The following is a 14,042-nucleotide window of genomic DNA, read 5'->3' on the forward strand; positions in this document are numbered from 1 at the left end:
GTTTTCCTCCCTCCCCCGCTGGGGGAGGGTCGGGGTGGGGGCACGACGGCGCCAACTTGAGCACGGCGCTTGTTCGAAGGCCTGCCCCCATCCCGGCCTTCCCCCAGCGGGGGAAGGAGAAGAGCCGTTCAGCGCGGAGCGTCGCCCTTGCGGTACTCGGCAGTCAGCTCGTCCAGCTTCTGCTTGAGCGCCGGATCGAGCTTGTATTCGGCGGCCGCGATGGTCGCCTCGAGCTGGTCGGGGCGGCTGGCGCCGAGCAGGGGCGCGGTGATGAGCGGGTTCGCCATCACCCAGGCCACCGCCAGCGTGGCCAGCGGCACGCCGGCCTCGTCCGCCAGCTTGTGCAGCTGCGTCACGGTGTTGAAGCTGCGCTCGTTCCAGTAGCGGTCCTGGTACATGCCGCCGGCGGTGCCGAGCGTGAAGCGGGTGTTCTCCTCGGGCTTGCCGCCGGGCTTGTACTTGCCGGTGAGCAGGCCGCCCGCGAGCGGGTTGTAGGGGATCACGCCCAGTCCTTCTTCCGCCGCCAGCGGCAGCAGCTCGCGCTCGATCTCGCGGAACAGCAGGCTGTAGCGCGGCTGCACCGACACGTAACGCGTGAGCCGCAGCAGGTCGGCCTTGCCCAGCGCACGGGCGAGGCGGTAGGCCAGGAAGTTCGACACGCCGATGTAGCGCGCGCGGCCCGACTTCACGATGGTGTCGAGCGCCTCCAGGCTTTCTTCCAGCGGCGTCTCGCGGTCGTCCATGTGCAGCTGGTACAGGTCGACGTGGTCGGTCTTCAGTCGCTTGAGCGAGGCGTCGATGGCGTCCAGCAGGTGCTTGCGCGAGGCGCCCTGGTCCCAGCTGTTGGGGCCGACCTTGTTGACCGCCTTGGTCGCCAGCACGAAGCGGCGGCGGCCCGAGGGGCCCTGCTTCTCGAGCCAGTTGCCGATGATTTCCTCGGTGCGGCCTGCCGTCTCGATGGTGCCGCCGAGCGGGTACACGTCGGCGGTGTCGAGAAAGTTGATGCCGCCTTCGGCCGCCTTGTCGAGGATCTGGTGCGACACGGCCTCGTCGGTCTGCAGGCCGAAGGTCATGGTGCCGAGGGCGAGGCGGGAGACGGTGAGGCCGGTGCGGCCCAGGCGGGTGGTGGGAAGGCTCATGGTGTTCGGTTCTCGCTCGGGAGGGAAGGAGATGGGATGGGGGATGGGGTGGAGGGGGCGGCGGCCATCATAGGCACGACCGCGCGACCCTGCAGGCGAGCGAGGTTTCAGGTGCCTTCGGCGTGCACGCCGGGTGCGCCGCGCTCGACCGAGAAGCGGGCCATGGTGCCGACCGGCGAATCGGCCGTCCTCTCGTCTTCCACCGCACGGAACTCGACCGCGGCGCCGCGCGCATCGAGCGTCATCAGCGCGTAGCCGCGCTTGTCGGCCCGGCCGTAGCGCAGCTGCGGGTTCTTCGCGAGCATGTTCGCCACGCTGGCGGCGCTCGGCCCTTCGGAAGTGATGGCGCCGCCGACGAACTCGGTCGCGACCAGCGGCCCCTGCCGCGCGTCGCCGCGCCGAAGGTCGGCCGCCCAGAAGGCGTGCACGTCGCCGCTGGCCACCAGCGCGTTGCCGCCGCGCGCCTTGTGCTCGGCCAGCGCGTCGAGCAGGCGCGCGCGAGCTGCGGCGTAGCCGTCCCAGCCGTCCATCCAGTAGCCGTGCTCGGGGCCGCGCTTGCGGTCGGCCTCGGCGAGCAGCGTGGGCTGGGCGACGACGGTCCAGCGCGCGGGGGGTGCGGCGAGTTCGCGCGCCAGCCATGCTTCCTGCTGCGCGCCGAAGAGGCTGCGCTCGGGCGCGAGCCGGTCGGCGCAGTCGGCCAGTGGCGAGGCGCTGCGCCCCGCGAGGCAGACATGGTGCGAGCGGTACTGGCGCCCGTCGGTCAGCAGCAGGTCGAGCATGCGGCCGAAGCGGTGGCGGCCGTAGATGAGGGCATCGGCGCCACGCGGACGCATGCTGGCGGGCACGGGCATGTGCTCGTACCAGGCCTGGTAGGCGGCCGAGCGGATCGCAAGAAACTGCGCGGGGTCTGCCGTGCGTGGCGACACGTCGTTCGTGTAGTCGTTGGCGACCTCGTGGTCGTCCCAGGTCACGAGCCAGGGGAAGGCGGCGTGCGCGGCCTGCAGCTGCGCATCGGCCTTGTAGAGCGCGTAGCGGTCGCGGAACTCGGCAAGCTGCGTTGGAATGCCGCCCTCGTGGCGCCGCACCTGATGCGAGTTGCGGGAGCTTTCGTAGATGTAGTCGCCCAGGTGCACCACGAAGTCGAGAGGCTGCGCGGCCATGTCGCGGTAGGCGGCGTAGTGGCCCTGCTCGTAGTGCTGGCAGGAAGCGAAGGCGAAGCGCAGCGGCTTCGCGGACTCGTCGGTATCGGCCGGCGCGGTGCGCGTGCGGCCGGCGGGGCTGCGCGCGCCGCCGGCGGTGAACCGGTACCAGTACCAGCGGCCCGGGGAAAGGCCCCCTACCTCGACGTGCACCGAGTGGGCGAATTCTGCGGTGGCCGTGGCGGAACCCTTCGCCACCACGCGCCTGAAGCCTTCGTCGTCGGCGACTTCCCAGCGCACATCGACCGGCGCGTCGCCCATGCCGCCGCCCTGCAGTGGCTCGGGCGCCAGCCGCGTCCAGAGCACGAAGCCGTCGGCTCGCGGCACGCCCGATGCCACGCCGAGCGTGAACGGGTCGCGCGATGTCGTCGTCGCCGGCTGCGCTTGCAGGCGCAGGAAAGGATGGCCCAGCGACGCGGCCGCCAGGCCGGTGCACAGCAAGCGCCTGCGCGAGACGGGAAAGCCGGTCATCCGCGTGCCGCCATGGCCAGGTCCGGCCTGTCGGTGGTGATCTGCCGGATGGGCATCGCGAGCCAGTGCGCGATCTCGTCGGGCTCGTTGACGACCCACGCGCCCAGGCGCTCGGTGCCCAGCGCCCCGAGGCACTGCGACCACGTGGCGGCCAGCAGCTTCTTCTCGACGGCGACGATGCACCCGGGCAGCGCCGCATAGCGCGCCAGCGCGCGGCCGATGCCGCCCAGCATCTCGGCCGAGCGATGGTCCAGCGAAGCCAGCACGCGCGCGCCCGGCCAGCACTCGCGCACCTGCGCCAGCACCTCGGGCACGAAGCAGGTCAGGATGCTGCGCTCCTGCACGCCGGCATCGTGCAGCGCCCGCACGATGCGTGCGACCGCGCCGGCGGGCAGCTCGCCGGCCGCATCGGTCTTGATCTCCACGTGCAGCTCCATGCGCGTCGGCGCGAACAGCCGCAGCACCTGGGTCAGCGAAGGCACGCATTCGCCCTCATCCGCGCCGGGCCCGGCGGGATCGCCCTGCCCTTCGCGCAGCCGCGTGGCCAGCACCTCGGCGGCCATGCGCTCGCGCACCGGGCCGGAGCCCTGGGTGGTTCGGTCGAGCAGCGGGTCGTGGATGACCATGGCCGTACCGTCGCGCGTTTCCTGCACGTCGAATTCGACCGCGTCGGCGCCCGATGCGATCAGGCGGCGAAAGCCGCTCAGGCTGTTCTCCGGCCAGAGGTTGCGAGCGCCACGGTGTCCCACGATGATCATTGCGGCATTGTCCTTCCGTTCTATTTGCTGCTGTCGACCAGCCCCTTCACGAACGAGCGCTGCAGTGCGATCACCACCAGGATCGGCGGCAGCATGGTGAGCAGCGCCGCGCTCATGGCCACGTTCCAGGCCGGCTGCGAATCGGAACGCGGGATCAGGTGCTTCAGGCCGATCACGGCGGTGGCCATGTCCTTCTCGGTGGTGAAGAGCAGTGGCCACAGGTACTGGTTCCATCCGTAGAGGAACAGGATGATGCCCAGCGCGGCGATGTTCGAGCGCGACAGCGGCAGCAGGATGGTCCAGAAGAAGTGCATTGGCGAGGCGCCGTCGATCCGCGCGGCCTCGCACAGTTCGTCGGGCACCGTCAGGAAGAACTGGCGGAACAGGAAGGTGGCCGAGGCCGATGCGATGAGCGGCAGTATCAGCCCCGGGTAGGTGTCGACCATGTTCCACTGCAGCTGGATGTCGATGCTGTGCCCTGTCACCGCGTTCCAAGCGTCAGACAGGTGCAGCGCCTCCATCAGCCATTGCACCGGCAGCGCCGCATTGGCCACCGACTCGTAGGTCGGCGAGATGCGCACCTCGATCGGCAGCATCAGCGACACGAAGATGAGCCAGAACGCCGTCATGCGGAATCGGAAGCGGAAGTACGTGATGGCGAAGGCCGACAGCAGCGACACCGCGATCTTGCCGAAGGTGATGCCCACCGCCACGATGAACGAGTTGAGGAACAGGCGGCCGAAGTTGGCCTGCGTCCACGCGGTGCGCAGGTTCTGCACGAACTGGTCGCCGGGCAGCCAGGGCAGCGGCACCTGCTGCACTTCGCCGATGGTGAGCGAGCCGGCCACGAAGGCAAGGTACAGGGGCACGCAGACGAAGGCCACGCCCACCAGCAGGATGGCGTGGCAGATGCCGTCGAGGATGGGGGCGCGTTCAACCATGTGCCGCGGCTTTCCGTTCGGGGTTCATATGTCGTAGCTCACGCGGCGCTCCACGTAGCGGAACTGCAGCAGCGTCATCAGCAGCGCGAAGATCATCAGGATGACCGACTGCGCCGCCGAGGAGCCGAGGTCGAGGTTGACGAAGCCGTCCGTGTAGACCTTGTAGACCAGCACGTTGGTGGCGCCCGCGGGACCGCCGCCGGTGACTGCGTCGACGATGGCGAAGATCTCGAAGAAGCCGTAGACGAAGTTCATCACAGCCAGGAAGAACATCGTGGGCATCAGCAGCGGCAGCCCGATGGTGAAGAAGCGCCGCAGCGGCCCCGCGCCGTCGACGGCCGCAGCCTCGAGCAGCGAGGACGGCACCGCGAGCAGCCCGGCCAGCAGGAAGATGTAGTCGTAGCAGACGTGCTTCCACGAGGCCGCGAGGATCACCAGAATCATCGCGTCGGAGCCCACGCGGTTCGGGTCCCATGCGAAGCCCAGCGCATGCAGCACGTGCGCGAGCGGCCCCACCGCCGGGTTGAACAGGAAGGCCCACAGGATGCCCGCGATGACCGGCGCGATGGCATACGGCAGCAGGATGATGGCCTTGTACACCCCGCGCCCGCGGATCACGCGGTCGCTGGCGAAGGCCAGCACCAGCGCGACGGCGATGGTCAGCAGGTTCTGCAGCACCGTGAACACCACTGTGACCTGTGCCGACTCGTGGTAGTTGGCGCTTCGCAGCAGCTGCACGAAGTTGTCGAAGCCGACGAAGTGCACCGTGTTGCCGAAGGGGTCGGACAGGAAGAAGGCCTGCCCCAGCGCGCGGAACGACGGGATGAAGAAGAAGAACAGCAGGATCGCGAGCTGCGGCAGGAGCAGCAGCACCGGCAAGCGCACGTCCTTGAAGTGCGCGCGTTTCAGTCCTGCTTCGGGTCCGGCCATGGAAGTGCCCCGCCTGCGTGCCTGCTCAGTAGCGGCCCTTGTTCAGTTTCTCGTACTGGCGCAGGATCTCGTTGCCGCGCTTCACGGCGTCGTCCATGCCCGCCTGCGGCGTCTTCTTGCCGGCCACCACGTTCTCGAACTCCTCGCGCTGCGCCATCATGGTCTGCGTGAAGTTGCCGAAGTGAAAGCCCGTGGAGTTGGCCGTGGGCGTGCCGCGCGTGAGCTGCAGGATCGCGATCTCGCGCGTGGGGTGCTGCTTGTAGTAGTCCTGCGACTTCGCCAGCTGGTAGGCCTTGTTGCTCAGCGGAACGTAGCCAGTGGACTTGTGCCACCAGACCTGCGTCTCGGGCTTGGCAAGGTAGTCCAGGAAGGCGGCCACGGCGTCGTATTCCGCCGGCTTCTGCCCCTTCATGACCCACAGCGACGCGCCGCCGATGGTGCTGTTCTTCGGCTGCTTGCCCTCCTCCCACGGCAGGTAGGTGGCGCTCCAGTCGATCTTGGCCTCGCGCTCGATGCCGCTGTGCGCCGCCGTGGAGGCGAAGAAGGTGGAGCACTTGCCAGAGGTGAAGAGCTGCTCGGGGCTCAGGCCCTGGCCGGCGATCTGCATCACGCCGTCGTCGATCCACTTCTTGATGCGCCCGACCTGCGAGACGACCGAGGTCTTGTTGTAGACGAACTCGGTGTCCAGCCCCTGGTATCCGTTGGCCTTGGTGGCGTACGGCAGGTCGTTGATGGCGCTGTAGTTCTCCAGCAGGCTCCAGTGGTAGTCGCCCGCGAGCACCGAGCCGCAGGCGGAGATGCCCTTCTGCTTGATGGTGTAGAGCTGCTTCTCCAGTTCCTGCCAGGTCTCGGCCGGCCTGGCGAAGCCGGCCTTCTCGAAGTGCGTCTTGTTGTACCAGAGGATCGGCGACGAGGAGTTGAAGGGCATGGTCATGAGCTTGCCCTTGTAGCTGTAGAAGCCCGCCACGGGTTTCACGAAGTCGGCCCAGTCGACCTTGTAGCCGCGCTGGTCGAGCAGGTCCTGCACCGGCATGGTGGCGTCGGACAGCAGCATGGTCATGAAGCCGCGCTCGTAGATCTGCACCAGCTGGGGCGCGCGCTTGGCGCGGTAGGCGGCGATGGTGCCGTTGATGACCTCGTCGTAGTTGCCCTTGTTGACGGCCACCACCACGTACTTCTGCTGCGATGCGTTGAAGTTCTTCACGAGCTCGTCGACGCGCTCGCCGAGCGTGCCCCCCATGGCATGCCACCACTGGATCTGCACGGGTTCGGCGGCTGCGGGAGCGTTCACGCCGAGCCAGAGCATCGAGGACATGGCGAGCGTGGCGAGGGTGCTGCGTCGTTGGAAGTTCATCGCGGTCTCCTTGGAGTCGAGGGATCGGTCGGTGGTGCGGGTTTCGGGATTCAGGATTCGGCGGCCCAGAAGCCGCCGGGGGCAAAGAGGTCGGCGATCGCGCGGTCGAGCCAGCCGAGGTCGTCGAGCAGGTCGAGCACGGTGTAGCGGCGACGGATCAGGCGCGCGCGGCGATGGTCGGCGGCGAAGCTCGCGCCGACGATGCCGAGATCGCGCGGATGCGCCGCGCCGCCGACCGCGCGCAGGCGCTGCTGCATGTCGCGCGCGCCGACGAGCTGCCGTGCGAGCGAATCGCGCAGCGCGGGCCATACGCCGGCAAAGCGCGCGACGCGGGCGCGGCGGCTACCGGCGGCGCGCTTGGCGTTCATTTCCTCGCGGGCGGCTGCACGGAACTCCTCGCGTCCGAAGGCGGCGTCGATCTCGCGTGCGAGCGCAGCGTCGTCGTGGCCTTCCGGCACTTCGGCGACCGCGGCGGCCAGCGCGGCATCGCCCTGCTCGCGCAGCCATTCGTACATCGCGAGCATCGCCACGCAGCCCACGCCGACGCACGCACCGTGCGCGGCGGGTTCGCCGTCGACGCGCAGGTCTTCCATTTCCCACAGGTGCGAGAACTGGTGGTCGCTGCCGCTCGCGGGCCGTGAATTGCCGTGTGCCTGCATCGCGAAGCCGCTGACCAGCAGGCCCGACAGCAGGTCGCCCAGGGCCTTGGGTTCCTGTATCGCAAGACGCTCGGGCGCCCCCAGCCATTCGTGCAGGTGGGCCTGCACCATGTCGAAGGGGCGCCGGTTCAGCGGCTCGACGCCGAGCGCATCGGCCAGCAGCCAGTCGGCGCCGGCCACAGTCTTGCCGGCGAGATCGCCGTAGCCCCACGCCGTCATGCGCGCGGGGGCTGTGCCGAGCACGTCCAGGTCGGCGAGCACGGCCACCGGGGGGGCGCAGGCCAGCGTGCGCTTGAAGCCTTCCTCGTCGAGCAGGGCCGCGCCCGATGCGGCGTAGCCGTCCATCGACGCGGCAGTGGCCATGCACACATAGGGCTTTCCGGCCATCGAGGCGGCGTGCTTGACCAGGTCGCTGATCACGCCCGAGCCCACAGCCAGCGGCGTGAGTTCATGCGCGGCGAGCTTGCGCGCGATGGCTTCCGAAGACGACACGCGCGGCTTGAGGCGCGGGCGCGCGGGCAGCACCAGCGGCGAGGCGAGCGCGATGCCGCGCGCCTCCAGCAGCGCCTGCACGGCGGCGCCGGCGACGTCCCAGGTGGTTTCGTCGACCACCAGCATCCAGCGAGCGCCGGGGGCAACGCGCCGCAGGAGGTCGGGCATCGCGCGTGCCGCGGCGCGCTCGACGACGACCTCTTTCGTGACGGCGGCATCGCGCAAGGCAGCTCTCAACGGGGATGTGGTTTCGCTCATGTCTCCGGGGAATTCAGGCGCCGACGTGTGGCGGATGAACAAGTGTATATTTTGAAATTCATTTGTTTCAAGCGGGTGACTTCCCCAATACCGGCATCGGCGCGGGCAGAATCCGGACACGACAACGGAGCATTCGGATGGCTGACGAAGATCAGGTGGTGGTGCGCGTGGCCTGGCTCTACTACATGGAGGGCCTCACGCAGGACGCCATCGCGACGAAGCTCGGGCTCACGCGGCTGCGCGTGAACCGGCTGCTGGGCGAGGCGCGCGAAAGCGGGCTGGTCAGCATCAAGATCAATTCGCGCCACGAAAGCTGCCTGCGGCTGGAGGAAGAGCTGCGCACGGTCTGCGGGCTGCGCGAGGCGGTCATCATTCCCACGCCGGGCAGCGCCGATCTCATTCCGGCGCTGCTCGGCCGCACCACCGGCGAATACCTCTCCAGGCACCTAGAGACGCATCGCGTGCGCGGCATCGGCGTGGGCTGGGGCGCGACCCTGCGCGAGACGATCCGCCACGTCACGCCGGGCGAGTGGCCGAACCTGCACGTCAACTCGATGATGGGCGGCTTGACGCGCGGCCTCGAGATCAACACATTCGAGACGGCCAGCGCGCTGGCCAGCCGGCTGGGCGCGCAGTGCAGCTACCTGGCCGCGCCGCTGTACGCGGGCAGCGCGAAGTCACGCGACACCATCGTGTCGCAGGACGTGTTCAAGGATGCCTTCGGCCAGATCGCGGCCAACGACGTGGCGCTGCTGAGCGTGGGCGACCTGAGCACCCGCTCGCTGCTGGTGCGCTACGGACTGCCCAAGGACGTGCCGGTGGCCGAGCTGCGGCAGGCCAAGGCGGTGGGCGACATCGTCGGCCAGTTTCTCGACCGCCACGGCAAGCCGGTGAAGCACGCGCTGAACCAGCGTGTGGTGGCGCCCTCGACGCAGGAGCTCGCGAAGATCCCGACGGTGATCGTGGCTTCGGGCGGCGAAAACAAGGCGCCGATCATCGCGGCGGTGCTGTGGGCGAAGCTGGTGTCGGTGCTGATCTGCGACGAGCAGGCAGCACGCGCCGCGCTGAAGCTCTACGAGGCGCTCGGCGAGCGCTGAGCGGGCGTTGTCGGCGCCGCCGCGCGCGGCGGCGCCACCACCGTCACGCGTGCCGTCATGTACGGATGCACCGAGCAGGCGTACTCGTACACGCCGGGCTTGTCGAAGCTGCGGGCGAAGCTCTTGCCCGGCAGCAGCAGGTCGATGCCTGCGGAGCCGTCCTTGAAGACCAGTCCGTGCGGCGCGCCGTCGTCGTTCTGCCAGCTCACGCGCTCGCCCGCCTTCACGGTGATCTGCGCGGGCTCGAAGGCGAAGTTGCGGATGGTCACGTGCGTCGATGCGCCGGCATGCGCGCCTTCGGACAGGGCCACGCGCTGCACGGCGATCTTGCGCGGCGCGTTGCCGACCGCCACCGTGTGCATCGCACCACCGCCCAGGTCGACCACGCTCACGTCGTTGGAGCCCTCGTTGCTGACCCACAGTTTCTTGCCGTCGGCCGACAGGTCGAGCCAGTGCGGCTGCTTGCCCACGCCGATGCTGCGCACCGCAGCGCGTGTGACCGGGTCGAACAGCATGACCTCGCCCGGCCCCTGCACCACCACCGCGCCGTTCGCCATGCCCGCGAAGTGCTGCGCGATGTGCGGCGACACGCCGGTGGGAACCGGCGCGCCCCACTGGTTGGTGGCCGGATCGAGCACCTGCACCGCCGGCACGCCGGCCAGCGTGAGGTACAGCGCCTTGCCGTCGTGGCCGAACTCCAGGTCGCGCGGCGGCTTGTCGAGCGGGATCTGGGTGACCACGGCGCGCGTCGCCATGTCGATGACCACCAGCGCGAAATGCCCCGGCTCCTGCGAAGCGACGTACGCCTGCCGGCCGTCGGGCCGGATGGCGATGGTGTGCGGCTTGGGCACCGGCACGGTGGCGCTCACGCCATGCGCCGAGGTGTCGACGAAGGCCACGCGGTCGTCGCCGTTGACGGCCACCAGCAGCCACTTGCCATCCGCCGTCATGGCCAGGCCCTGCGGGCCCTTGCCGACGTCGACGGAGCGCGTGACGCGGTCGCTCGCGGCGTCGATCTCGCTTACGACCGCGGCGCTGGAGCCGCTCACGAACACGGTGCGGCCGTCGGGCGTGAGGACGATGCCGTCGGGCCCCGCCGCCACCGGCAGCGTGGCCACGACGCGCTCGGAAGCCGTGTCGATCACGCTGACCGTGCTGTCCTTGAAGTTGCCGACATAGGCCTTGGGGCCCGCGGCGAGCGCGGCGCCGGCCGAGGCCGCCAGCGCCGCGAGAACGGCGAGGATGCGTGCGAAGCGGGGCATGGCGATCATGGTGAAAACCTCCTGTGGAAGAAGCGAAAGAAGCAGAATCCGTGGAGGGCATGACGCATGGCGTGCCCTGCTTATTCCAGCGGTGCCGCAAAAAAGCGAAAAAGGCTGGAATAAATCGTCGGGCCGCCACGTCATGCAGGAAGAAGGAGCCCTTGAGCCTGTCGACCGACCGCACACGCCAGTTCGAAGCCGCCGCGCTGCCGCATCTCGATGCGGCATGGAATCTTGCGCGCTGGCTGCTGCGCGACGACCAGCTGGCCGACGACGCGGTGCAGGAGGCTTATCTGCGCGCGTTCCGCTTCTTCGACGGGCTGCGCGGCGAGAGCGCGCGGCCGTGGCTGCTGGGCATCGTGCGCAACGCCTGCTACGACTGGATGCGGCAGAACCGGCAGCTGGCCGACCAGGTGGAGTTCGACGAGCTGCGCGACAGCGAGGCGGTTTCAGCCCCCTCCCCGCCCGAAGCCGGCGATCCGGCTCGGCAGTGGGAACAGCGCGTGCAGGGCGAGCGCGTCAACGCCGCCATCGACGCGCTGCCGCCCGTTTACCGCGAGGTGATCGTGCTGCGCGAGCTGGAGGAGATGCGCTACGAGGACATCGCGCGCATCGCGGGCGTGCCGCTGGGCACCGTCATGTCGCGGCTGTCGCGCGCGCGGGCGATGCTGCGCGAGAGCCTGCGCGACGAACGTCCCGGCGACGCGGGAGGAAGGACACGCCATGTCAATGTCTGACGAGGAACTGGGAACGCTGATCAGGCGCCATGCCACACGCCATTCGCCGCCCGAGGGACTGGCCGAACGCATCGGGCGCGCGGTGCGTGCCGAAGCGGTCGTTGCGCCGGCGTCTGCGCCGGTGCGCCGCCGCAGCGGCGTGTGGCAGGGACTGGCATGGTTCGGCACCGGCGCCGCGACGGCCTGGGGCCTGGCGCTCATGCTGCTGGTAACGCCGATACCGCCAGCAGATGCGCTCGCCGAAGGCGTCACCGCGAACCACGTGCGTTCGCTGATGGCCTCTCATCTGGCCGACGTGGCCTCTTCCGACCATCACACGGTGAAGCCCTGGTTCGCCGGCAAGCTGGACTTTTCACCGCCCGTGATCGACTTGGCCCCGGAAGGTTTTCCGCTGGCGGGCGGGCGGCTCGACTACCTCGACGGCCGCACGGTGGCGGCGATGGTCTATCGCTCGGGCCCGCACGTCATCAACCTGTTCGTGTGGCCGGCCCAGGATGCCAAGCCGCAGCCGACGGTGCTCTCCGCGCGGCAGGGCTACCAGCTGGTGCATTGGGCCCAGGGCGGCATGCAGGCCTGGGCGGTGTCTGACCTCAATGCGGCCGAGTTGCAGAACTTCGCGGCGCTACTGCGCGAACGCACCGCGCCGAAGTAGCACCGGCCTCAGTACGCGACGACGGCCGGCCGGCGCGCGGCGGCACGTGCGCTCGCCACCGCCCAGCCGAAGATGCCCAGGCCCGCCAGCGCCAGCAGCGCGCCGACCCAGCCGGTGGAAGTCCAGCCCAAGCCTGCCGCGATCGCCACGCCGCCGAGCCACGCACCGAGCGCATTGGCCATGTTGAAAGCCGAGTGGTTGAGCGCGGCGGCGAGCGTCTGCGCGTCGCCCGACACATCCATCAGGCGGATCTGCAGCGCCGGGCCGATGGCCACGGTGGTACCGATGAGGAACACGTTGATCGCAGCCGTGATCACGTTGTGCGCCGCGAAGGTGAACATCGCGAGCACCAGCGCCGCGTAGACCATCAGGCCGCCGATGGTGCGCATCACCGACTTGTCGGCCAGCCGCGCGCCCACGAGGTTGCCCACGACCATGCCAAGGCCGAAGAGCGCGAGCACGAAGGGCACGCCGCCCAGCGACAGGCCCGCCACCTCGATCAGCGTGGGCTTGATGTAGCTGAACACCGAGAACATGCCGCCGAAGCCGATGGCCGCGATGCCGAGCGTGAACCACACCTGCTTGCGCTTGAGCGCGCCGAGCTCGCGCCACGGGCTGGCACCTGCGGCCGGCGCCATGTCGGGAATGTCGCGACGCAGCAGCACGATGGCCACCAGCGCGATGACGCCGACGAAGACGAAGGCGGCGCGCCAGCCGAAGATCTGCCCCAGCCACGCCGCGATGGGCACGCCGACCAGCGTGGCGCCGGTGAGCCCCAGCATCACGAGCCCCACGGCGCGCGCGCGGCGCCCCGGAGGCGCAAGCGTGGCGGCCACCAGCGCGGCCACGCCGAAGTAAGTGCCGTGCGGCAGGCCGGCTGCAAAGCGCAGCAGGTTCAGCAGCAGGTAGTTGGGAGCGATGGCGCTGGCGAAGTTGCCGGCCGCGAACACGGCCATGAGCGCGATCAGCAGCGCGCGGCGGCGCCAGCCGGCGGCGAGCACCGCGAGCACGGGGGCGCCGATCACCACGCCGAGCGCATAGGCGCTGATGACATGGCCGGCCTGCGGGATGCTCACGCCGATGTCCTTCGCCACCTCGGGCAGCAGGCCCATGATGACGAACTCGCCGGTGCCGATGGCGAAGCCGCCGACGCCGAGCGCGAGCACCGCGCGCAGGAAGTTGGCGGGTGCGCCCGAAGGCAGGGTGAAGGAAGAAATATCGGTGACCGCGCTGTCCTGCGCGGGTGGGGAGGCGTTCAAGGCCAGGCTCCTGGGAGGGGGTGCCCGGCGGCAGCGGGCAAGGCGCGATTTTAGGGTAAACCCTGAAATCGCGCCGATACGCAATTGCCGAAGACCTTGTACTGGCAGGGCCGGGAAGCCCCTGGCAGTGGGCTCAGATCGCCACCAGCTGCCTCACGCCCTGCGCTTCCATGTCCTTGCCGAGGCCGCGCGCGATGACCTCGCCGCGCTCCATCACGAGGTAGTCGTCGGCCAGCTCCTGGGCGAAGTCGTAGTACTGCTCGCACAGCACGATGGCCATGTCGCCCCGGTCGGCCAGCATGCGGATGACGCGGCCGATGTCCTTGATGATGCTGGGCTGGATGCCCTCGGTGGGCTCGTCGAGGATCAGCAGGCGCGGCTTGGGCGCCAGCGCCCGTGCGATGGCGAGCTGCTGCTGCTGGCCGCCAGAAAGGTCGCCGCCCCTCCTGTTCATCATCTGCCTGAGCACCGGGAACAGCTCGTACAGCTCCGCCGGAATGGGCGTGCCGCCGCTCTTGTAGGCCAGGCCCATGCGCAGGTTCTCCTCGACCGTGAGCCGCGCGAAGATCTCGCGGCCCTGCGGCACGAAGCCGATGCCCGCCCTCGCCCGCTCGTAAGGCGTGGCCTTGTGGATCGGTTTGCCTTCGAGCTCGATGCTGCCGCTCTTGATCGGCACCAGGCCCATGAGCGACTTCAGCAACGTGGTCTTGCCCACGCCGTTGCGGCCCAGCAGCACCGTGACCTTGCCGAGCTTCGCCTCGAAGCTCACGTCGCGCAGGATGTGGGAGCCGCCGTAGTACTGATGGATGTTCTTGACTGTCAGCATGGTTCGTT

13 protein-coding genes are annotated in these 14,042 nt (G+C 69.3%); 3 read left to right on the forward strand and 10 right to left on the reverse strand.

Annotated features, from left to right (window positions below; genetic code table 11):
• Window positions 1-128: 128 nt before the first annotated feature.
• The 7 genes from BMY35_RS09925 to BMY35_RS09955 form a co-directional block, all read right to left on the reverse strand.
• Entirely contained in the window at window positions 129-1,139 is a 1,011-nt protein-coding gene (locus tag BMY35_RS09925; RefSeq protein WP_093197630.1) for an aldo/keto reductase, read from the reverse strand.
• Window positions 1,140-1,246: 107 nt separating this feature from the next.
• Entirely contained in the window at window positions 1,247-2,809 is a 1,563-nt protein-coding gene (locus BMY35_RS09930) for an alkaline phosphatase D family protein (protein ID WP_093197633.1), read from the reverse strand.
• A complete protein-coding gene (locus BMY35_RS09935) occupies window positions 2,806-3,567 on the reverse strand; it encodes a glycerophosphodiester phosphodiesterase family protein (protein ID WP_093197636.1) in 762 nt (253 codons plus the stop codon). Before BMY35_RS09935 ends, BMY35_RS09930 begins: the two co-directional genes overlap by 4 nt.
• A 20-nt stretch (window positions 3,568-3,587) precedes the next feature.
• A complete protein-coding gene (locus BMY35_RS09940; protein ID WP_093197638.1) occupies window positions 3,588-4,508 on the reverse strand; it encodes an ABC transporter permease subunit in 921 nt (306 codons plus the stop codon).
• A gap of 24 nt (window positions 4,509-4,532) precedes the next feature.
• Window positions 4,533-5,438 (reverse strand): ABC transporter permease subunit, encoded by a 906-nt coding sequence (locus BMY35_RS09945; RefSeq protein WP_093197641.1) that lies wholly within the window; start codon window positions 5,436-5,438, stop codon window positions 4,533-4,535.
• Between the two features lie 25 nt (window positions 5,439-5,463).
• Window positions 5,464-6,792 carry an extracellular solute-binding protein gene (locus tag BMY35_RS09950; RefSeq protein ID WP_093197644.1) on the reverse strand — a complete coding sequence of 443 codons (1,329 nt, stop codon included), beginning with the start codon at window positions 6,790-6,792 and terminating at the stop codon, window positions 5,464-5,466.
• 50 nt (window positions 6,793-6,842) lie between these two features.
• The gene (locus tag BMY35_RS09955) at window positions 6,843-8,201 is read right to left on the reverse strand and encodes an iron-containing alcohol dehydrogenase (RefSeq protein WP_093197646.1); all 1,359 of its coding nucleotides are present in this window, start codon (window positions 8,199-8,201) and stop codon (window positions 6,843-6,845) included.
• Window positions 8,202-8,338: 137 nt separating this feature from the next.
• Here BMY35_RS09955 and BMY35_RS09960 point away from each other — a divergent pair, with 137 nt between their 5' ends.
• Window positions 8,339-9,298, forward strand: a complete 960-nt coding sequence (locus tag BMY35_RS09960) for a sugar-binding transcriptional regulator (protein WP_093197649.1) — start codon at window positions 8,339-8,341, stop codon at window positions 9,296-9,298.
• Here BMY35_RS09960 and BMY35_RS09965 read toward each other — a convergent pair.
• The gene (locus tag BMY35_RS09965; RefSeq protein ID WP_093197651.1) at window positions 9,274-10,569 is read right to left on the reverse strand and encodes a YVTN family beta-propeller repeat protein; all 1,296 of its coding nucleotides are present in this window, start codon (window positions 10,567-10,569) and stop codon (window positions 9,274-9,276) included. The two genes, BMY35_RS09960 and BMY35_RS09965, sit on opposite strands and share 25 nt — an antisense overlap.
• Before the next feature lie 152 nt (window positions 10,570-10,721).
• Between BMY35_RS09965 and BMY35_RS09970 the strand changes: the two genes are divergently transcribed.
• Window positions 10,722-11,297, forward strand: a complete 576-nt coding sequence (locus BMY35_RS09970; RefSeq protein WP_093197654.1) for a sigma-70 family RNA polymerase sigma factor — start codon at window positions 10,722-10,724, stop codon at window positions 11,295-11,297.
• Window positions 11,284-11,949, forward strand: coding sequence for an anti-sigma factor family protein (locus BMY35_RS09975; RefSeq protein ID WP_093197656.1), 666 nt, complete (start codon window positions 11,284-11,286; stop codon window positions 11,947-11,949). The genes BMY35_RS09970 and BMY35_RS09975 overlap by 14 nt, the downstream gene beginning before the upstream one ends.
• An 8-nt stretch (window positions 11,950-11,957) precedes the next feature.
• Here BMY35_RS09975 and BMY35_RS09980 read toward each other — a convergent pair whose 3' ends face one another.
• Together BMY35_RS09980 and urtE are read right to left on the reverse strand one after the other, a co-directional pair.
• Complete coding sequence (locus tag BMY35_RS09980) at window positions 11,958-13,208, reverse strand: MFS transporter (RefSeq protein WP_093197659.1); 1,251 nt, start codon at window positions 13,206-13,208, stop codon at window positions 11,958-11,960.
• Between the two features lie 133 nt (window positions 13,209-13,341).
• On the reverse strand, window positions 13,342-14,034 hold the full coding sequence (urtE, locus tag BMY35_RS09985) for an urea ABC transporter ATP-binding subunit UrtE (RefSeq protein ID WP_093197661.1): 693 nt from the start codon (window positions 14,032-14,034) through the stop codon (window positions 13,342-13,344).
• Between the last annotated feature and the right edge of the window lie 8 nt (window positions 14,035-14,042).

Source organism: Variovorax sp. YR750, from assembly GCF_900109805.1.
Lineage (GTDB): Bacteria > Pseudomonadota > Gammaproteobacteria > Burkholderiales > Burkholderiaceae_C > Variovorax > Variovorax gossypii.